General features: G+C 70.8%; 20 protein-coding genes. 4 read left to right on the top strand and 16 right to left on the bottom strand.

The window, feature by feature from the left end; all coding sequences use genetic code 11:
- Positions 1–296: 296 nt before the first annotated feature.
- The 3 genes from AB0C84_RS27030 to AB0C84_RS27020 form a co-directional block, all read right to left on the bottom strand.
- Complete coding sequence (locus tag AB0C84_RS27030; protein ID WP_361071687.1) at positions 297–680, bottom strand: hypothetical protein; 384 nt, start codon at positions 678–680, stop codon at positions 297–299.
- Positions 681–898: 218 nt separating this feature from the next.
- Positions 899–1,321, bottom strand: a complete 423-nt coding sequence (locus AB0C84_RS27025; protein ID WP_361071684.1) for a MarR family transcriptional regulator — start codon at positions 1,319–1,321, stop codon at positions 899–901.
- A gap of 10 nt (positions 1,322–1,331) precedes the next feature.
- Positions 1,332–2,210 (bottom strand): NmrA/HSCARG family protein, encoded by an 879-nt coding sequence (locus tag AB0C84_RS27020; RefSeq protein ID WP_361071681.1) that lies wholly within the window; start codon positions 2,208–2,210, stop codon positions 1,332–1,334.
- A 96-nt stretch (positions 2,211–2,306) separates the two neighbouring features.
- On the opposite strand from AB0C84_RS27020, the gene AB0C84_RS27015 reads away from it, so the two are divergent.
- Entirely contained in the window at positions 2,307–2,798 is a 492-nt protein-coding gene (locus AB0C84_RS27015; RefSeq protein WP_361071678.1) for a MarR family transcriptional regulator, read from the top strand.
- Positions 2,799–3,234: 436 nt separating this feature from the next.
- On the opposite strand, the gene AB0C84_RS27010 is transcribed toward AB0C84_RS27015, so the two are convergent.
- From AB0C84_RS27010 to AB0C84_RS26970, 9 genes are read right to left on the bottom strand one after another with little or no spacing between them, the layout of a single operon-like run.
- Positions 3,235–4,422: an FAD-dependent oxidoreductase gene (locus AB0C84_RS27010; protein WP_361071675.1), complete on the bottom strand. Its 1,188-nt coding sequence runs from the start codon at positions 4,420–4,422 to the stop codon at positions 3,235–3,237.
- The gene (locus tag AB0C84_RS27005; protein ID WP_361071672.1) at positions 4,419–5,390 is read right to left on the bottom strand and encodes an LLM class F420-dependent oxidoreductase; all 972 of its coding nucleotides are present in this window, start codon (positions 5,388–5,390) and stop codon (positions 4,419–4,421) included. Before AB0C84_RS27005 ends, AB0C84_RS27010 begins: the two co-directional genes overlap by 4 nt.
- Entirely contained in the window at positions 5,387–6,205 is an 819-nt protein-coding gene (hcaB, locus tag AB0C84_RS27000; protein WP_361071669.1) for a 3-(cis-5,6-dihydroxycyclohexa-1,3-dien-1-yl)propanoate dehydrogenase, read from the bottom strand. The genes AB0C84_RS27005 and hcaB overlap by 4 nt, the downstream gene beginning before the upstream one ends.
- A 13-nt stretch (positions 6,206–6,218) precedes the next feature.
- Entirely contained in the window at positions 6,219–6,725 is a 507-nt protein-coding gene (locus AB0C84_RS26995) for a 3-phenylpropionate/cinnamic acid dioxygenase subunit beta (protein WP_361071666.1), read from the bottom strand.
- Positions 6,722–8,020: an SRPBCC family protein gene (locus AB0C84_RS26990; RefSeq protein ID WP_361071663.1), complete on the bottom strand. Its 1,299-nt coding sequence runs from the start codon at positions 8,018–8,020 to the stop codon at positions 6,722–6,724. The genes AB0C84_RS26995 and AB0C84_RS26990 overlap by 4 nt, the downstream gene beginning before the upstream one ends.
- Positions 8,017–8,364 (bottom strand): non-heme iron oxygenase ferredoxin subunit, encoded by a 348-nt coding sequence (locus AB0C84_RS26985; protein WP_361071660.1) that lies wholly within the window; start codon positions 8,362–8,364, stop codon positions 8,017–8,019. The genes AB0C84_RS26990 and AB0C84_RS26985 overlap by 4 nt, the downstream gene beginning before the upstream one ends.
- A complete protein-coding gene (locus AB0C84_RS26980; RefSeq protein WP_361071656.1) occupies positions 8,354–9,196 on the bottom strand; it encodes a hypothetical protein in 843 nt (280 codons plus the stop codon). Before AB0C84_RS26980 ends, AB0C84_RS26985 begins: the two co-directional genes overlap by 11 nt.
- Positions 9,197–9,198: 2 nt before the next feature.
- Positions 9,199–9,510, bottom strand: a complete 312-nt coding sequence (locus tag AB0C84_RS26975) for a hypothetical protein (RefSeq protein ID WP_361071652.1) — start codon at positions 9,508–9,510, stop codon at positions 9,199–9,201.
- Positions 9,507–10,346, bottom strand: coding sequence for an alpha/beta hydrolase (locus tag AB0C84_RS26970; protein ID WP_361071648.1), 840 nt, complete (start codon positions 10,344–10,346; stop codon positions 9,507–9,509). The genes AB0C84_RS26975 and AB0C84_RS26970 overlap by 4 nt, the downstream gene beginning before the upstream one ends.
- A gap of 117 nt (positions 10,347–10,463) precedes the next feature.
- Here AB0C84_RS26970 and AB0C84_RS26965 point away from each other — a divergent pair, with 117 nt between their 5' ends.
- Both AB0C84_RS26965 and AB0C84_RS26960 read left to right on the top strand, forming a co-directional pair.
- A complete protein-coding gene (locus AB0C84_RS26965) occupies positions 10,464–11,114 on the top strand; it encodes a TetR/AcrR family transcriptional regulator (RefSeq protein WP_258943620.1) in 651 nt (216 codons plus the stop codon).
- Between the two features lie 106 nt (positions 11,115–11,220).
- Positions 11,221–12,822: an AMP-binding protein gene (locus AB0C84_RS26960; protein ID WP_361071644.1), complete on the top strand. Its 1,602-nt coding sequence runs from the start codon at positions 11,221–11,223 to the stop codon at positions 12,820–12,822.
- Positions 12,823–12,994: 172 nt separating this feature from the next.
- Here AB0C84_RS26960 and AB0C84_RS26955 read toward each other — a convergent pair whose 3' ends face one another.
- Genes AB0C84_RS26955 through AB0C84_RS26940 form a run of 4 tightly spaced genes read right to left on the bottom strand, consistent with a single transcriptional unit; the run spans position 12,995 to position 17,753 of the window.
- Positions 12,995–13,876 (bottom strand): carbohydrate ABC transporter permease, encoded by an 882-nt coding sequence (locus AB0C84_RS26955; protein WP_361071642.1) that lies wholly within the window; start codon positions 13,874–13,876, stop codon positions 12,995–12,997.
- A 2-nt stretch (positions 13,877–13,878) separates the two neighbouring features.
- On the bottom strand, positions 13,879–14,832 hold the full coding sequence (locus AB0C84_RS26950; protein ID WP_361071639.1) for a sugar ABC transporter permease: 954 nt from the start codon (positions 14,830–14,832) through the stop codon (positions 13,879–13,881).
- A gap of 22 nt (positions 14,833–14,854) precedes the next feature.
- Positions 14,855–16,135: an ABC transporter substrate-binding protein gene (locus AB0C84_RS26945; protein WP_361071636.1), complete on the bottom strand. Its 1,281-nt coding sequence runs from the start codon at positions 16,133–16,135 to the stop codon at positions 14,855–14,857.
- Positions 16,136–16,166: 31 nt separating this feature from the next.
- Positions 16,167–17,753, bottom strand: a complete 1,587-nt coding sequence (locus AB0C84_RS26940) for an alpha-amylase family glycosyl hydrolase (protein ID WP_361071633.1) — start codon at positions 17,751–17,753, stop codon at positions 16,167–16,169.
- A gap of 188 nt (positions 17,754–17,941) precedes the next feature.
- Here AB0C84_RS26940 and AB0C84_RS26935 point away from each other — a divergent pair, with 188 nt between their 5' ends.
- Entirely contained in the window at positions 17,942–18,589 is a 648-nt protein-coding gene (locus tag AB0C84_RS26935; RefSeq protein WP_361071630.1) for a TetR/AcrR family transcriptional regulator C-terminal domain-containing protein, read from the top strand.
- Positions 18,590–18,663: the final 74 nt, after the last annotated feature.

The following is an 18,663-nucleotide window of genomic DNA, read 5'->3' as shown; positions in this document are numbered from 1 at the left end:
GGTCGGCGTCGGTCTCGCGCTGTTCGGCGTGCTGATGGTCACGGCCGTGGTGCCCAACGCGCGGGTATCGGACGAGCGGTGGCGATAGCCCCACTGGCAGCACCGCCGCGAAGGCGGTTCCCAGACTCGCGCCGACGAGCGTGCCGACACCCGATGCTCTCTATACATCTCGATGACCCTGCCGAGCTCGGGGCCGCCGAACATACGTCGCATGCAGGCCGGCGACCCACGAAGCTAGCCCGAACGATCGACTCTGATCGACTGATCTTCTGCATCCGGGGTCAGGGGTCTTGGGTTCAAATACCGCCGGCCCGACCGAGTTTATGCAGTTCAGCGGGCCGACCGGGTCGCCTTGCGGCTCTCCCGGCTTCCAGCCGACGAAAGGGACGACTCGGCGAAAACGTTCGCGACGTCGTCGTGGGAAGTGGTCGGTCTTCCAGCGCGGCCCCTCCAGTCCGAGCCCGTGGAGAACCCCGGCGCCTCTCGGCATGGGGCAGGGCGATCTGCGACTTGTCGCCGCAGTGCGGCACATCGAAGCGGATATAGGAGACGGGGTTGGACTGGGCCAAGGCCTGGATGCGGTGTGGTCGACGAAGGTGCATGCGTGGGCCGAGCGCCTTGAACGACCTCCTGCCGTCCGGTCCGAACGCCACGATCTCCCCGTCCAGCACCACCGGCACCTCGACCGCGGCGGCGAACGGGGCGAGCCCGCGCCAGGCGACGGTGATGTCCTTGTCGTGCCGTAGAGCTTCTGCCGTTCGGGGCTGCCAGAGCTCAGCGCCGTGTTCGGGAGCCACAGTGACGCTGGTCCGGACGTTGTGGGTGACCCGAAGGAGCCGCGGCCGAGCCGATCAGCGGGATGCTTTATGTGCCGAATCGGTCGCCCGGCTCGCGCTTGTTAGGCGGGCCGGGGCGCCGTGGTGGTTTCGAGGTTGCGGGTCATGCGTTCGAGAACGCTGACGGCCGTGCGGTACTCGTCGAGAGAGATGCCGGTCATGGAGAGTGCGCGGAACACCTCGACGCGCTCGGCGACCCTGGCCAGGCGGCGAGTTCCCTGAGGGGTGAGGGCGAGCCGGCCCGGCGCGGGCCGGGATGCCCAGCCGCCGGTGAGCGTGGTGTCGATCGCGGCGGTCAGCATGGGAACCTCGGCATTGGCGGCCAGGATCTGCAGGACTTCGTCGTCGGTGGTCTCCGTGGCGTCCTGGACGGCGTTGAGGACCTGCCAGGCGAGCCGGGTGAGACCGAACTCTGCGAGCATGCGGTCCATGTGGTCGGTGAGGGCCTGGTCGGTGCGGTTGAGCCAGTAGCCGATCGGCTTCATGGCCGTCCTTTCAGTGGTGCGCGGGGGGGGACAGCAGTGCGGGCCAGTCCTGGGCGGCGGACCAGTCGGCGAAGGTGTGCCAGCCGACCTCGGGGTGGTCGCGGCGCAGCGCGGTGAGGTCGACGTCGAGGCCCACGGTGGTGAAGTAGTCGAACATGGCCGCCAGGTCCTTGGATCGGGTCCGGACGTACTCCAGGGGCATCTGCTGGTGGGTGATCGGGCGGCCGGTGGCGGTGGTGAGGATCTGGGCCATCTGGTCGGGGGTGCGTTCGTCGGAGGCGATGTCGATGCGCTGGCCGGTGAACTCGTCGCGGCGCTGCAGGACCAGCGCGGCGAACGCGCCGATGTCGGCGGCGGGGATGAGGGTGAGCGGCCGGTCTGCGGGCATGGGCCAGGCGAACACGCCGTCCCGCAGGCCGTCGAGTGTCCAGCCGCTGGCGTAGTTCTCCATGAACGCCGCCGGCGCGATGACCGTCCACGGCACGCCGGAGCCGCGCAGGCGCCGTTCGATCAGGCGCTTGCTCTCGTAGTGGGGGACGCCGGTGTCGCGGTCGGCGTGGGCGGCGGAGGTGAACACCACGTGCCCGAGGCGGGCGGCCGCCGCGGCGTCGACGAGGGCCGCGCCCTGGCGGGTCTCGGTGGCGGTGTTGGTGCCGAAGGGTGTGGTGACGGCGAACAGGCAGTCGGCTCCGATGAGCGCGGCGTCCAGGGAGGCGCGGTCGTCGAAGTGGGCATGGCGCACCTCGGCGCCGAGGGCGCGCAGGGCTGCGGCTGCGGGCGAGTCGGAGCGGCGAGTGAGCGCGCGCACCCGGTGGCCGGCCTTCAGCAGGGCGCGTGCGGTGGCGCCGCCCTGGGCTCCGGTGGCTCCGGTGACAGCGACGGTGAGCATGGTCGTACTCCAGACGGGTAAGGTTGCTGCATGGCGCATTAAGTGCGTCACGCAGCAGAGTAGCAGGAGATCGCTGCGTCGCGCAGCAATCGAAGGGTGGGCAAGGTGACGGATACATCCCGCGAGCAGCTGTACGAGGACCTGTCGATGGCCTCCCGCCGCTACCTGGCGGCGTATGTGCTGTTCAACCAGGCCCTGGCCGATCACCTCGACCTGCACCCGACCGACGTGCAGGCATTGAGTCTGCTGACGGCCGCCCCCCGGCCTGTGACGGTCAAGCAGATCGCCGATATGACGGGTCTGACGACCGGCTCGGCCACCCGCCTGGTGGACCGGCTCGAACGCGCGGGCTATGTGGCCCGCACACCCGACCGGCAGGACCGCCGCCGGGTCCTGGTCACCGCGGTGCCCGATCGCGTCGCCCGCGTCACCGCGGTTTGGGACGACCTCGGCAAGGCATGGCAGGAGATCCTCGACGACCAGTCTGAAGAGGAGTTGGAGACCATCACCCGCCATATGCGCCGGGCACACGACCTCAGCCACGCCCAGATGCGCCGCCTGCGGTCCCGACCGAAGCCCGAGGTGTGATCGTCTTTCGGGTAAGGGGCCGGCTCGACGCCCCGGATGCGTCTGAAGCTGACGGCCGTCGTTGACGCCATGGTCGGCGAGATGCTGGAGTCAGGACCGTATGACCTGGACGCTCATGCCTGTCGCCCGCAGGCGGCCCAGCGCCTCGATTGAGCCTGGAGACCTCCTGGATCGTCAGCGGAACGGCGTCCTCGCCGTCGTGTGTCGCTGCCATGCGTCCACTCTCGGATACTTCAAGCGTTCGAAGTCGAAGCGGGCCCGGCGCCGTGGTCATCGCTCGATGAGGTAGAACCGCATGGCGGGCCGGTCGCCGTTGAGGGCACAGGCGCCGGGCGACCATGAGCTCAGCTGAACCATCGGAGCCCTCTCGCCCTTGCGGACCAGGCCGCTGGACTCCCTCCGTCCCAGTTGAGACCAGTGCGGAAAGAATTGGTGATTACAAGGCGGTTTCGTTCAGCCGGACGTCCGGGTCGGCGGCCCGGTCGGCGAACAGTGGAACTCGGCCGGCGATAAGGCGCCGCGCTTCCCTCGCGGTGCGCGGGTCGTCGATGGAGAGCGCGGCACGCAGCCGCGGCCCCTGGAACCACAGGGCCGCCCAAGGGCCCCGACCGGCGGGGTTTCCACGCAGGACGAACGTGTCCGCCGGACGGTGATGGCCCACATACTGGATCCGGTGCCCAAGCTGCTCCGACCAGAAGTAGGGCACCGGGTCGTAGGGCTCGCCGAGACCGAGGAGATTGCGGGCGGCGGTCCGGCCGGATGCTGCGGCGTGGTCCCAGTGCTCGACGCGGAGCCGGTCACCGAACAAGGTGGAGGGCCAGCGGACGGCGTCCCCCGCGGCGAAGACGGAGCCCGGGCCGGCGCGCAGTGTCGCGTCGGCCTCGACGGCGCCGTCAGGAGCCACCGGAACGCCGCTGCCATGCAGCCAGCCGGTGGCCGGGCGTGCGCCGATGCCCACGACGACGAGATCGGCGTCGACGCGCCCCCCGTCCGCCAGACGCACGCCGCGCTCGTCCACCCCGTCGACCGGGGTGTCCAGGCGCAGGTCGATCCCCCGGTCGGCGTACCAGGGCACGAAGTGTTCCGCGAGCGGGGCGGGCATCGCCCGCGCGAGCGGGACGGACGCGGCGTCGATCACGGTGACCTTGAGGTTCAGCGCGGCGGCGCGGGTGGCGACCTCGTTGCCGATCCAGCCCGCGCCGACGACCGCCACCGAGGAGGCGGTGCGCAGAGCTTCGCGAAGACGCAGCGCGTCGAAGCCGGTGCGCAGTTCGTGAACGCGGGGTGACGGATCGGCGAGCCTGATGGGGGAACTGCCCGTCGCGATGACGAGCCCGTCGAAGGGGTAGGTGCCGGTCGTGCTTTCAACGGCATCAGGGAAGAGCCGAAGGGCACGGGAACCGGTGCGCACCTCAATGTCGTGAGGTGTGGGCAGCGTGGTGTCGTCGACCGTCCCAGCGAGCAGTTCCTTCGACAGCGGTGGCCGGTCGTAGGGCGGGCACGGCTCGTCGGAGAGCAGGATCAGCTCACCGTCGTAGCCCTCGGCTCGAAGAGTGGTCGCGGCGGTGTGCCCGGCGAGGCCGCCGCCCACGATGACGATCCGGCGGGGGACGTGCCGGTTCACTGTCCGGTCCGGGCGGCCAGAGTGCGCAGGGTGTGCTCGCCTGCCGGGTCCTCATCAGTGCAGCACGGAAGGACGGCGATCTCGTCGACGGCGTAGGACGCGAGCCGTGCCGCGACCTCCTCCGGCCCGCCGAGCGCCGCCACCGCGTGGACCAGTTCGTCCGGGACGGCGGCGAGCAACGCGGACGGATGGGGGCGGCTGCGCGCCAGGGCGACCACGTCGCCGAAGCCGGCCTCCTCGAACATCTGCGCGTATCCGGGCGCGGCGAGGTAGCCGACGACGGCCCGGCGGACCTGCTCACGTGCCTGCGCGCCACCGTCCACGGCCACCGGCACCCACGCCGCCACCGGTGGTGCGCTGGCGCCGGCCGCATCGGACTCGGATCGGAGCCGTGCCGCGAGCCGTCCCGCCGAGTCCGCCGTGACCAGGCTGACCACCATGCGGTCGGCGTGCCGGGCGGCCGCGCGGACCGCCGCCGCCCCGAACGCCGCGATCGTGATGGGAGTGCGGGGTGCCGGCAGCCGCAGCCGGTAGTCCTGGACGCGAACGGTCCTGCCTTCGAAGCCGGCCCGCTCTCCGGCGAGCAGGTGCCGCAGGGCCTCGGCGGACTCGGCGAGCGCGGTGGGAGGATCCCGCCGTTCGCGGCCGTGCCAGCGCTCCACGACGTGCGGGCTGGAGGTGCCGATCGCGACGCCGGCGACGCGACCGGTCAGATCGGCGAGTGACGCCACCGCCATCGCGATCATCATCGGGTCGCGGACGGCGACCGGCAGCGGCCCGGGCGTCAGCATGATCGAGGACGTCCGGGCGGCCACCGCGACCGCGAGGGCGAACGCGTCGTACGTGGCCATCTCGCCGATCCACAGTTCAGGAAAGCGGAGCTCGTCGGCGAGGGCGGCCGTTTCCAGGGCTTCGCGTGCGGGCCTGTCCTGCCACAGCCCGAGCGATACCGTCAGCTTCGCGTTCATCGGGCGCCTTTCGGTCGACGTGCCGCGCCGCGGACTTCGAGCCCGCCGTCGCTCGGCAGGACGGCTCCCGTCATGAAGCGGGAGTCACGTGGGTCGGCGAGCAGGACGTACAGGCCGGCGTGGTCGGCGGGGTCGCTGACGAAGCCGAGCGGGATGTGCCGGTCGATCCCGTTCAGTTCCGCGTCCAGGCGCCGGTCGGCGCTGCCGAGGGCGGCCAGCCCGCCGAGTGCCGTCAGCGTCGCGCCTGGGGCGACACCGTTCACCCGGACGTCCGGGGCCAGTTCGTGGGCGAGCTGCCGGACCAGCCCGACCACCGCGTGCTTGGACGCGACGTACAGTGCCCCACCGCCGCCCGCGTACAAGCCGCTGGAGGAGACAGTGAAGATGAGGCATCCGCCGCTGTCGCGCAATGCCGGAAGTGCCGCACTTGCGCCGAGCATGTAGCCGAGAACGTTCGTCTCGAACAGCTCGGCGAAACCCTCCGCGACGCGGTTCTCGCCGAGGTCTTCGAAGCGGGTCGAGTAGTCGTACACGCCCGCGTTGGCGACGTAGGCGTCCAAGCGTCCGTGGACGTCGAGTGTGCGGGTCACCGACGCGGCGTGGGCTTCGGGCGCCCTGACGTCCCCGATCTCGACCGTGACCCGGTCACCGTGATCGCGGGCGAGCGCCGCGGCCCGGCCGGAGTCGCGCTCGAGGACGCCCACACGCGCCCCCTCGGCGACGTAGCGGTCGACGATGGCCCGGCCGATGCCGCTTCCGCCGCCGGTGACCAGCGCGACCAGGCCGTCGAGCCGTCCTGTACCTGTTGCCGTCATGTCGTGCCGGTTCCTAGAAGAAGGTGTTGATGTTCTTGGCAGGGAGAACCGCGTGCCGCAGGAGGACGAGCCGGCGGGCGATCCGCAGCTCGCCCGAGACCCGGCGCAGGATGTCCTCACGCCGCCCGTACAGGGTCGCGGCGTCGATGTCGCCCTGGCCCCGGTAGTTGACGATCACCGAGCGGACGAGCAGCTCGCCGGGCGCCTCCGCCTGCTCCACCTCGATGTTGGACACGACGTGCAGGTGCCGGGTCGCCGGGTCCTCCGCCCACGCGGTGGGCGCGGTGAAGCGGACGACACGACGGCCCAGGTCCTCGAGGGTGTCGTCGAAGTAGGCCATACGGGACGGCGCGTAGGTGCCGTCCGGATCGGACCGGCCGCGGTTCTCCACGCCGGGGACCCAGTAGTGCGCGTCCTCGGTGAAGAGCCCGAGCCATGCGGTGTACCGCTCCTCGTCGAGCAACCGCGCCTCGTAGGCGAGGAAGGTCTGGACCTCCCAGTACGTCTCCATCGTGGTCATGACGCCGCCTCGTCCCATGCGCGGGCGCGAAGGAGTTGCGACCAGCGCCGGTAGAACGCCCGCTGGTTGGCGTCGTTGATCTGTCCGCGGTGCACGTTGCCGGGCAGTTCGGGATGCTCGATCGCCGTACCGGACCCGAGGCCGTAGTAGAGCCGCTGCTTCCGCGTCACCACGCCCGCGTTGGACCGGGTGGCCAGCTCCCAGTTCTCGCCGTCGTCCATCTCGAAGACGCCGGAGGGAGAGAAGGTCATCATCGCTCCCTTGCGCCAGGCGTCCTTCACCTCCTGGGGGGCGTTCCGGTTCACCAGGACCCAGGTGTGCAGCTCGGTGCGATGCGGCCCCTTCGGCTGCCAAGTCCGGAAGGTGTTCTGGCCGGGCAGGAACGAGAAGTTCGGGAAGACGTTCACCGAGCTGATCGAGCCGACCATCCGCGCCCGCAGGTCGCCGAGTCGCTCGGCGAAGCGCCTCTCGTGGTCGCGCAGGTAGGCCACGACCCGTGGGTCGCCGAGGGTGGCGGCGTTCCCGACGCCGTCCAGGTTGAACTCCCAGCAGTGGCCGTTCGCGTTGACGTGGTAGCTCTCGGCATCCTCCGCGCCCAGGTCGGGGACGCCGCGGCCGAGCATGGCCTGCGCGCCGGAGGCGTGCGTCCAGCCGGCGTGCAGCGCGTCACCGGCGAAATTCTCCGCCGCGATCTTCCAGTTGCAGCCGAGGACGGACTTGATCGAGCCGCCCGCGAACTCCGTGCCGCCCTCGTCGTTGTCAAGGATCACATCGAGATAGAAGGCGAAGTCGCCGAGGTAGTCCGACAGGGGCGGCGCGCCGGGGTCGAACGTGGCGAACACCAATCCCTTGTAGGTGTCGAGCTGGGCCACGGGGGTGAGCCCGAGCCGGGAGCGGTCGAAGCCCGGTTCCCGGCCGAAGGCCGCGGACTCGTGCACGCCGGTGAGCCCTCCGTCGAGGCCGAACGACCAGCCGTGGTAGTTGCACACGAACCCGCGGGCCGTCCCCACTTCGGCGGTGCACACGCGATTGCCCCTGTGGGGACAGCTGTTGAGGTAGGCGCCGATGGAGCCGTCCCGCCGCCGGACGACGAGCACGTTGTCCTCGCCCATCCAGGTGGTGATGAACGCCCCGGGCTTCGGCAGCTGGGACTCGTGGGCGACGAACAGCCAGCACCGGGCGAAGATCCGCTCCAGCTCCAGTTCGTAGACGTCCCGGTCCCAGAAGACGCGGCGATCGAGCCAGCCGTCGTCCAGCCCGGACAGTGCGAGCAGTTCGTCGTTCATGCCGCTCATGCCGACCTCCGCGCGAGGAACGCGACGACCATGCCGTCCTCGACGACCGCCCTGTACACGCCGAGGGGTCTGGACGCGGGGAAGCACAGGGCCTCGCCCGTCGCCAGGTCGAACTCCGCCCAGTGCACCGGGCAGACGACCCTGCCTCCCTCCAGATCGCCTTCGCTCAGCGACGCCTCGGCATGGGTGCAGGTGTCGTCGGTGACATGGATGGTCCCGTTCACATTCGAGACCAGCAGCGGCCCCGCGTCGCCGGTGACGACGCGCAGCATCCGCCCGGGAGGCACGTCATCTGCCGCGCACAGGACCGTACGGCCTCCGGTGCTCTTGAGGTCAGCGGACATCGGCGGCCTCCATCGGGACCAGCTCGGCGAAGCCGAGGCCGGTGATCCACTCCGGGACGGCCTCGTAGGCGATGACGTCCCCCCGGCAGGGCCCCACGGCCGACATCGCCGCGACGAACGTGCGCACTTCGAGTGCGCCGTTGCCGGCTTCCGCGAGCATCTCGGCGTCATCCAGGCCGGCCAGTGCGGCGGTGTCGCCGGCGGCGACGCGGTCGAGCACCATCCGGTCGAAACCGGAGTCGATCCGGCCCATCTCGGCGGTTCCGACCCAGTGGCTGATACCGCCGCTGCCGATGACGGCGACGCGCTCGTCGTCTCCGGCGGCCTCGACCGCCTCCCGGATCGCCTCTCCGGCGCGGACGGCGCGGGCGAGCGGCAGCAGTGGCTCGACGCCGCAGGCGAGGTAGACGGGGATCACCGGCAGCCCGAGTGGCTCGGCGACCAGATGGTAGGGGATGACCACGGAGTGGTCCGCGGTGAACGTCGGTGCGACCGCCCAGTCGACGCCGTGCCGGTGCCCGTGTCCGGCGATGTGCCGGGCCAGCGGCGCGTTGTCCGGCAGCGGGCCGCGCGCCAGGCCGGGCAGCCGCTCGACCGGACCGTCCAGGTCCCCGGTCGCGATGAGCAACTGGGGCAGACAGCCGGGGCCGAACAGGATGTAGTGGTCGGTGCCGATGATCACTACTGTGGTCGGGTCCAGCGCGGCGAGACGCCGGGAGATCTCCCGGTACGCCTCGTGCACACGGTCGCGCACCGGCACGTCCGGTGCGTCCGGATGCGTGAACATCATCGGGTCGTGGGGCAGCAGGAAGCCGCCGACGATGCCGCCCATGGTCAGTCTCCCTCTGAATCGCCGGACGCGGGGACGGGTCGCCGAGCGGGTGTTTCGCCGCGCAGCCTGGCCAGGTAGCCAGGCGCACCGCGCTCCCCGTCGGGCGCGAGCATCAGCCAGAACCCCCACACGAGCATCGGGTTGGCGGCCAGCGAGGCGAGGCCGCGAACGTCCCGGCCGGTCAGCATCGCCGCCTCCTCCCCGGTCAGCCGGTAACGATCGGCGAAACGGGCGGGAGATTCCTTGAAGGTCTCCCGGGCGCGCCGGTCGACGTTGAGGTCGTAGAGCGCCTTCTCGACGCCGTGCAGGCTCATGCCTGCCTCCCGGCGAAGTCGCGGACGAGGGCGGTGAACGCGGCGGGCCGTTCGAGTTGCACCCAGTGGCCGCATTGCCCGAACACGTGAAGCTCGGAGTCCGGGATCGAGCGGGCCAGGCGCCAGCCGAGCTCCACGGGGATGACCTCGTCCTCGCGCCCGTGGACGATGAGCGAGGGCTTGCCGATCGTGCGGAGCCTGTCCTCGGGGACGCCTCTGACCGGCGTGTCCCCGGGGCCGGGTTCCGGGATCAGCTTCCGGAAGGCCGCCTGGGCGCCCGGGGCGGCGCTGGCCTCGTACCTCGCCCGCACCATCTCCTCGGTGACGAGGCCCTTGTCATACGGGAAGAGCCGCAGGATGCGCCGCATCTCGTCCGGATCGGGTTCGTAGTGCCAGCCCGCCCGGAGCCCCTCGGTCATCGTGAACGTCCCGGCGGGCGTGCCGAGCAGTACGAGGCCGTCCACGCGGGACGGGTCCCGCAGCGTGGCGGCCAGCGCCAGGCCGCCGCCGAAGCTGTTCCCCACCAGCAGGGCGGACGGGATGTCCAGGGCGTCGAGGAACTCGAAGAGCTGCCGCGTCCAGAGCTTGATCCCGTACTCGGTCCCCTCCTGGAAAGAGGTCCTGCCGAATCCGGCGATGTCGGGCGCGAGCACCCGGTGCTCGGCAGCGAGCGCGGGCAGCACACCGGACCAGTTCGACCAGGCCGAAACGCCCGGGCCGGATCCGTGCAGCAGCACGATGGGCCGCCCGTTCCCGGCCTCGTGGTACGCGGTCTCGTGGCCGGCCGCGAGGACCCGGCGCACCTGGGCGCCCTGGTCGAAGAGTCGGTCTCCCACCACGACACCTCCCATTCATTCGATCGGTCAATCGATTCATTGGGGACCGTAGCAGCCGGCCCACCAGAACGCAAAGGCGATCGATCGGCCGATCGATCATTCGGATAGCATCGGAGCGTGATTCCAGAGGACACCGCACGACGAGACGAGACCCCGACGCGCAGGCGTCCGGGGCGCAAGCCCGGCAGCCGGAACGACGACTGGGAGGACAAGCGGCGCCGGATCCTGGACGTCGCCGCCGACGTCTTCTTCGTCCGCGGCTACGACCGGGGCACCACGAAGGAGATCGCCGAACGCGCGGGGATGAGCCAGCCGACGATCTACCACTACGTCGGCTCCAAGGAAGTCCTCATGTCGGAGATCGCCCGCCAGGTCGACCGCGACTTCACGAGAGCGCTGGACGAGGCCCTCGCCGCCCCCGCCGACCCGGCGACGCAACTGCGTCGCGTCATCGACGCCTTCGTCCGCTCCCTCGCCCTCAACCAGCGAACGTTCGCCGTGTACTGGAAGGAGTTCCGCTCGCTGCCGGCGGACGTCGGCCGCGAGGTCAGCGGACACGAGCGGGACTTCGTCGTCCGGGTCGAGGAGGTCGTCTCCCGCGCACAGGAGCAGGGCGTCCTGCCGGCCGAGCACCCGACCCGCGTCGTCAGCGAGGGGATCCTCGGAATGATGAGCTGGATGCACTGGTGGTACAAGCCGGACGAGTTCGACGCCGAACAGGTCTCCGCCGCGTTCTGCGACCTGATCGGCCTGCCGGCCGAGGGCTGAGCGGCGACTCCTCCTCTCCCCCGCGCCCGGCCGGTCCGAGCTGCACTATTGACGTTCTATCGATAGACCGATAGAAAAAACGCACTCTGGTGAGAGGAGTGCAGCCATGCCTGCCCTGGATGGAACCGTCCCCTCGAGCACGCGCGGGCGCCGGCCGGCCACGATGGTCGCGGCGCTGCGCGAAGCGGTCGCCCTGGCCCCCGCCCGCGTGGCCGTGATGTGCGGTGCCGAGACGCTGACCTACGCCGAGTACGGCAGGGCGGTCGATGGTCTGGCCGCGCGTCTCGCCGAGGCGGGTGCGCGGGGTGCGACGATCGCGATCGCCATGCCCAACAGCCCCCGGATGGCGGTGGCGATCTTCGCGGTGTGGACGGCGGGCGGGAGCATCGCCTGCCTCAACCCCGGCTACACCCCGGGGGAACTGGTCCCGCTGCTGAAGGGGGCCTCACCCGTGTTCGTCCTCACCGACGCGGACACGGCCGCGGCCGGTCCGCTCGCGGCCGCCGCCGAACTGGGCCTGGACGTCCTCCCGGTCGCCGACGCCGATCTCCGGCCGACCGGACCCGCGGACGCGGCGGCCCCCGCGGAGGACCCGGCCCCCGACGACATGGCCGCTCTTCTGTTCACCGGCGGCACCACCGGTCTGCCGAAGGGCGTTGAGTACACCCACGAAACGCTGCTGACGACGGTCGAGGGCGCCGAACTGTGCTGGCCGACCCGTCCGGACGAGGAGATCTGGCTCAACGTGGCGCCGATGTTCCACATCTGGGGCCTGGCGATCGGCTTCCTGCACGCCGTCTACCGCCGCGGCGGGCTCGTGATGGTGCCGCGCTTCGTCCCCGCGACGGTCGCCGCGGAACTGGAGCGGCATCGCGTGACGGTCTTCAGCGGCGGACCGGCGGCCATCTACGGCGGCGTCCTCGCGGCCCCCGAACTCGCCGGCGCCGATCTGGCGGAGCTGCGCCTCTGCCAGGGCGGCGGCTCGGCCATCCCCGCCGACCTGCAGGAACGCTGGCAGGCGGTCACCGGGCTACCGATCTACGAGGCGTACGGGATGACGGAACTGGCACCGATCACCTACAACCCGGTCGGGCGACCACCGCGCCCGGGCTCGGTCGGGATCCCCTCCCCCCTCGTCGGGGTGGAGGTCGCCGACCTCCGAACCGGCTCGCCCGTCGCCCCCGGGGAGGTGGGCGAGATCAGGGTCAAGGCGGCTCACATGCTGCGCCACTACCGCGGCCTGGACGGAGGGATCATCCCCGCGCACCGGGACGGCTGGTTCCACACCGGTGACGTCGGACGCTTCGACGATGACGGCTACCTGCGCATCGTCGACCGCGCGAAAGACATGATCATTGTGGGCGGCTTCAACGTCTACCCCCGCGAGATCGACGACACGCTGCTCGCGCATCCCGCGGTGGTCGAGTCCGCGACCATCGGCGTACCGGACGAGCGCAAGGGCGAGCGGCCCGTCACGTTCGTGTCCGCCGCACCGGACACGCCGCCCGACCTCCAGGAACTCGAACGCCACTGCGCCGAGCGTCTCACCGCGTACAAGCGGCCGTCCCGGATCCTCATCCTTCCCGAACTGCCGCGGACGCCCGCCAACAAGATCGACCGGATCGCCCTGCGCAAACACCCCGTGCTGGCGTCCTCCGATCCGGAGAACGCACCGGAAGCCGCCGGCAAGGTCACCGAAACCGGTTGAGAGAAGATTCCTTCCTCTCGCCGGCCACCGCCGCGCAGGACACTGCCCGGGGCCATCGCCGCGTCCGGTTCCCACGACCTGTTCGGCGCCCGATCCGGGAGTGGCTCGCCGAGCGGTACGTCCGGTGGCGTACCAGTCGGCGGGGTTGTCGCGGCCTTTGCGGCCGTCGCGGTCACTTGAAGGCGCCCGCGGTGAGCCCGGCGACGATGCGCCGCTGGAACACCAGCACGGTGAGCATCAGGGGAACGGTCACGATCGCCCCGGCCGCCATGATCGCCGTGTAGGGGACCTGGTGCGGCTGGGAGCCGGCGAAGTTGGCGATCGCCACCGTGACCGGGGCGACCTCCGGGTTCCCGTTGGAGAGCAGGCTGGCCAGCAGGTACTCGTCCCACGCGGACAGGAAGACCATGATCGCGGTGGTGAACAGGCCCGGCGCCGCCAGCGGGACCAGGACGAGCCGGAACGCCTGCCCCGGGGACGCACCGTCCGCCTGCGCCGCCTTCTCCAGATCCCAGGGCATCGCGGCGAAGAAGCCGGTGAGGATCCAGATCGTCAGCGGCAGGGCGAAGGACAGGTCGGGAAGGATCAGCGCGGGGAAGGTCCCCAGCCAATGGATCTCGGTGAACAGCTGGAACATCGGGGTCACGATGGCGACGCCGGGGAACATCGAGGCGCACAGGACGACCGCCAGCACCTTGGTCTTGCCCCCCATCGGCAGCCGCACCAGCGCGTACGCCGCGGGCCCTCCGATGAGCAGCGCGAGCGCGGTGGTGGCGCTCGCGATGATCGCGCTGTTGAGCAGCGCCCGCCCGAAATGGTCGCCGCCGCTCGTGTCGAACGCCGCGCGGAAGTTGTCCAGGGTCACGTGCGTCGGCCACGGGGCGGGGTCGAAGGTGTGGCCCGCGTCGCGGAACGCGGTGACGATCATCCAGTAGAACGGGCCCAGGCACCACACCACGATGACGGCCGCGCCCGCGTACAGCCACAGGCGTCGCCGCGGCCCCCGGCGCGGCGTCCGGCGTGCGGAGGGATCCTTCGTGTGAACGGCCGGCATCACTACGACACTCCATGCTGTTCGGACTGGACGAGGTTCACCCGGAAGACCCGGACGAGCGCCATGGCGACGCCGAAGATGAGCAGGAACGTCAGCGTGGAGAGCGCGGAGGCTCCGCCATAGCCCTGCCGGAGCTGCTGGACGGTCAGAATCGACAGCGTCGTCGTCGCGTGCCCGTCGCCTCCGCCACCGTGGGTGAGGATGGCCGGGAGATCGTAGATCCGCAGGACGTCCAGGACGCGGAACACGACGGCGACCAGCAGCGCCGGCCGGACGAGCGGCAGCGTGATCCGGGAGAAGGCGCGCAGGGCGCCGGCGCCGTCGATCCGGGCCGCTTCGTACAGGTCACCCGGTATGCCGGCCATTCCCGCGAGGATCAGCAGCGCGACGAACGGCGTGGTCTTCCACACGTCGCTGATGATCACGGCGAAGCGCGCGGCCCACGCGTCGTCCGTCCACAGGACGTGGAGGCCGAGGGCGCGGTTGATGACGCCGTCGTAGGAGAACATGAAGAACCAGAGCTTCGCGGTGACGGCCGTCGGGATCGCCCACGGCACCAGCACGACGGCGCGCAGGAACCCGCGGCCGAGGAACGACTGGTTCATGACGATCGCCATCAGGAGGCCGAGGACGACCTCCAACGACACGCTGACCACGGTGAGGAACAGCGTGACGAGCACCGACGTCCAGAACTGCCCGCCGAGCGTGCCGGGCGGGCAGGCGGTGTCCCCGCAGCGCTGCGCCACCCAGTGCAGGTAGTTCGAGAACCCCGCGAACCCGCCGCCCCCGGTGAAGAACCCGTCCCGCAGGGCCGGATCGCCGCGGAAGGACGTCACCAGCGCGGCGACGATCGGGAAGCCGATGACGGCGGCGAGCAGGACGAGTGTCGGGGAGACCAGCACGATGCCGAGCCGGCCGCGGCGCGGCCCGGCCGATCCGGATGCCTCTGAGGTCATGCGTCGTTCCCTCTCCCGTGCGTCACTGCTCGCTCGTCGCGGCGAGGATCGCCGTCTGGATGTCGCTCAGGGCCGTGTCGACCGGCTTCTCGCCCTTGATCGCCGCGTAGGCGTTCTCGCTGATGGCCTTGGTGACCGCCGTGTAGAAGGGCGTCACCGGCCGTTCGGTCGCGGTGGCGATGCTCTGGGCGAGCGTGCCGAGGTAGCCGAGTTCCGGATGGCCGAGCAGCGATTCGTCGTGGTACAGGCTCTCGACCACGGGCGACTGGCCCTGCTCGATCAGCAGCTTTCGCTGCACCGCGGGGCTCTGTAGATAGATCAGGAAGTCCCGCGCGGTCGCCTTGTGCCTGGAGTAGACGTTCACCGCGTTGTCCTGGCCGCCGAGCGCCGTCCGTCCGGGCCCGTCGACCCCGGGAAGCGGAGCGACCCCGAACTTGCCCTTGACGGCGGAGCCGCCGTCGCTGTTGGCGAGCGGGTACACGTACGACCAGTTGCGGTGGAACAGCAGCTTCCCGTCCTCGAACGCCTGCCGGCCCTCCTCCTCCTGGTAGGTGATCCCTTCCTTCGGGATGGCGCCCGCGCGGTAGGCGTCGACGAGGAGGGACAGTCCCTCCCGCGCGGCCGACGTGCGGGCGGAGGGCGTGGTGCCGTCCGGCTCGACGAGCCGGCCGCCTGCCGCGGCGACGGCCTCCGTCACGTTGACCGTGAGGCCCTCGTACTTGGCGAACTGGCCCGCATAGCAGCCGATGCGCCGCTTCCGGGCGATCTCGCAGGCCGCCAGCAGTTCCCGCCAGGTGCGCGGCGGCTCGGGGACCAGGTCCTTGCGGTAGTAGAGCAGGCCCGCGTCCGTCATGAACGGCGCGGCGTAGAGCGTGCCGCGGTACGTCGCGGTCGCCACGGTCTGCTTCAGCAGCGGGGACGTGTCGAGCGAGTAGGCGCCCTCGAACGGCTGGAGCCACCGGTGCGCCGCGTACTCGGCGATCGTGACGACGTCCGCGCCGAGCACGTCGTACCCCGGGTCCTGCGCCTTGAAGTGCTGGACCAGGTTGTCGTGCAGGTCGTCGACGTCGCCGAACTGCTTCAGCGTCACCGCCTCGTCCGGATGGCGCCGGTTCCACTCCTCGACGACCTGCTTGTTCGCCGTTCCGGCCTCGTCGGACGCCTGGACGAAGGTGATCGGCCCCCGGTCGGACAGGTGCCGCCGGGCCGCCTCGAGACCGCTGTCCGGCGTCGCGCAGCCCGCGGCCGCCAGCGCCACCGCGGCTACGGTGGCGCACGCCGCGCGCCGCGCCCGCGTGCTCACCGGATCCCCCTCGCCGGGGCCGTCGGTGCGGTCACTCCGAACACAGGACCAGCGCCTCCCAGGGGCGAAGCAGCGGCCGGGAGCCGGCCGCGGGCAGGTCCTCGCGGACCGTGGCGCTCGACAGCACCGGCACCCCGGCGACGTCCAACCGCTGCGGTTCGGCGGAGAAGCCGGCGACCACCGTCAGCGGCCCGCTGGTGAAGACCCATCGCGTCTCGGACACCTCCACCTCGCGGTACCGCGCGACCTCGCCCGCGAAGTTCTCGTCGCGCAGGCCTATCAGCGCGCGGACCAGCGCGAGCGTGGACGTGGCGGAGGCCCGCTGGTCGGCCACGTTGACGCTCTCGTCGTCCGGCAGCGGCAACCAGGGCTCCCCGGTGGTGAAGCCCGCCCCGGGCGTACGGTCCCAGCGCATGGGGGCGCGCGCGTTGTCCCGCGGCCACTGCCCGTTCCTCTCCCCGGCGGTGAGGGGATCGCGATGCAGATGGGGCGGGATGTCGCTGTCGGTCATCCCGAGCTCGTCGCCGTAGTACAGCGCGTAGGTGCCGGGGAGCATCGCCAGGACGGTGTGCGCCAACCGGGTCCTGCGCTCGTCGCCCTGCGCCCAGCGCGTCGCCATGCGCGGCAGGTCGTGGTTGGAGCCGGCCCAGATCGGGCACGCGCCCGTCGGGAAGGCGGCCAGCGACTCGGCCGTCATCCGGGCCAGAGCGGGCGCCTCGAACGGGGCGAAGATGAACGGGAAGTTGAACCCGAGCTGCAACTGGTCGCCGTCGCCGTAGTAGGGGGCGAGTTCGTCGACGCGCGCCACCCATGTCTCGCCGAGGAGCAGCGGCGCCTCCGGCCGGCTCTCGGCACGGCGGCGCCAGTGCCGGTACACCTCGTGCACCTCGGGCTGGTTGAAGTTGTAGAGGTGCTGGAGCCCGTACCGCCCCTGGACCTCGCGGCCGTAGATGTAGGCCCCGTCGTGCTTCGGATTGTCGCGGAGCCGCGCGTCCTTGTAGAGCCCGTTCGCCACGTCGATCCGGAATCCGGCGATTCCGCGGTCGAACCAGAAATCCATGACGGCGTCGAACTCCGCGTGCACGGCCGGATTCCACCAGTTCAGGTCCGGCTGCTCCGGCAGGAAATTGTGGAGGTAGTATTCGCCGCTTTTCTCGTCCCATGTCCACGCCGGTTCGCCGGTGTCGTCGAGCCAGTTGTTCGGCGCGGATCCGTCGCTCTTGGGCGGCGCCCAGACGTAGTAGTCGCGGTAGGGCGAGTCCGTCCCGGAGCGCGCCTCCACGAACCAGCGGTGCTCGCTGCTGGTGTGGTTCGGCACCAGGTCGAGCAGGACGCGGATGCCGCGCTCGCGCGCCTGGGAGACGAGATCGTCCAGGTCGTCCAGGTTGCCGAGGTCCGGATGGACCCCGCGGTAGTCGGAGACGTCGTAGCCCCAGTCGTGATTGGGCGACGGCATCGTCGGGGAAAGCCAGAGGCCGTCGATTCCGAGCCACCGCAGATAATCGAGCCGACTGATCAACCCCCGCAGATCGCCGTGGCCGTCCCCGTCGGCGTCCTGAAAGGAACGCACATAGACGTGGTAGAGCGTGGCGCCGTGCCACCAAGGGGAATGATTCACCGATTGTCCTCTCCGAAGCGGATGCGTCAGCGGCCCGCGATGGACTCGACCACCTCGAGCGAGCGATTCGTATTTCGTTTCGCCGGTATGGTGACCAGCGGGGACGTAAGGTGTCAACGTGCTAAACGAACGGCGTTCGTTTAGCACGCGTGCAGCCACTGGGACGACGAATCCGGAGAGGGGTGCGGATGGCCCGCCCACGCAAGCCCCTGCTCTCGCGGGACGGCATCGTCGACGCGGCACTGGCACTCGCGAGCGAGACCGGCGGGTTCACCGTCCCGGAGCTGGCGAGGCGGCTCGGCGTCCGCCCGTCCTCGCTCTACAACCACGTCCGCGGGCGCGCCGAGATCATCGAGCTGATCCGTCGCCGGCTGCACGAGGAGATGGCGGTCCGGGTGGACGTGTCCGGCGACTGGGCGGACGTCGTCCGCAACGTCGCCGCCGCCCAGCGCGCGGTGCTGGCCAGGCATCCGTGGGTCATCATGCTGCTGGCGACGTCCCCCGCGGGCCTGGACTCGGCGATCACCACGGTCGAGAACCTCGCCACCATTCTGTCCCGCGCCGGATTCGCCGACCGGGACGTCGCGCACGTGATCGCGATGATCGACATCGTCACGATCGGCGCGGGCCTGGACCTCGTCTCGCCCGAGGTGATCTACCCGCCCGAGGTCCTCGCCCAGTCGACGACGCTGGCGCGCGTCATGAGCAGCCTCCCCGCGGGGGCGTCCCGCGCCGACGACGCCTTCGACTTCACCATCGAACTCGTCATCGAGGCGATGCGCGCCCGGCTGCGCCGGACCCTGGAGGGCGGCGCGGAGCAAGAGGCCCGCCCCTAGCCGCCCTCGTCTGACACACCACGAACTTCTTGCCGGCGAAGGCGAGCGCGAGAACCAGAACAGCGGACCGAGGA

Source organism: Actinomadura sp. NPDC048955, from assembly GCF_040649435.1.
Classification (GTDB): Bacteria; Actinomycetota; Actinomycetes; order Streptosporangiales; family Streptosporangiaceae; genus Spirillospora; species Spirillospora luteofluorescens.
This window is presented reverse-complemented; position numbering and strand designations above follow the sequence as displayed.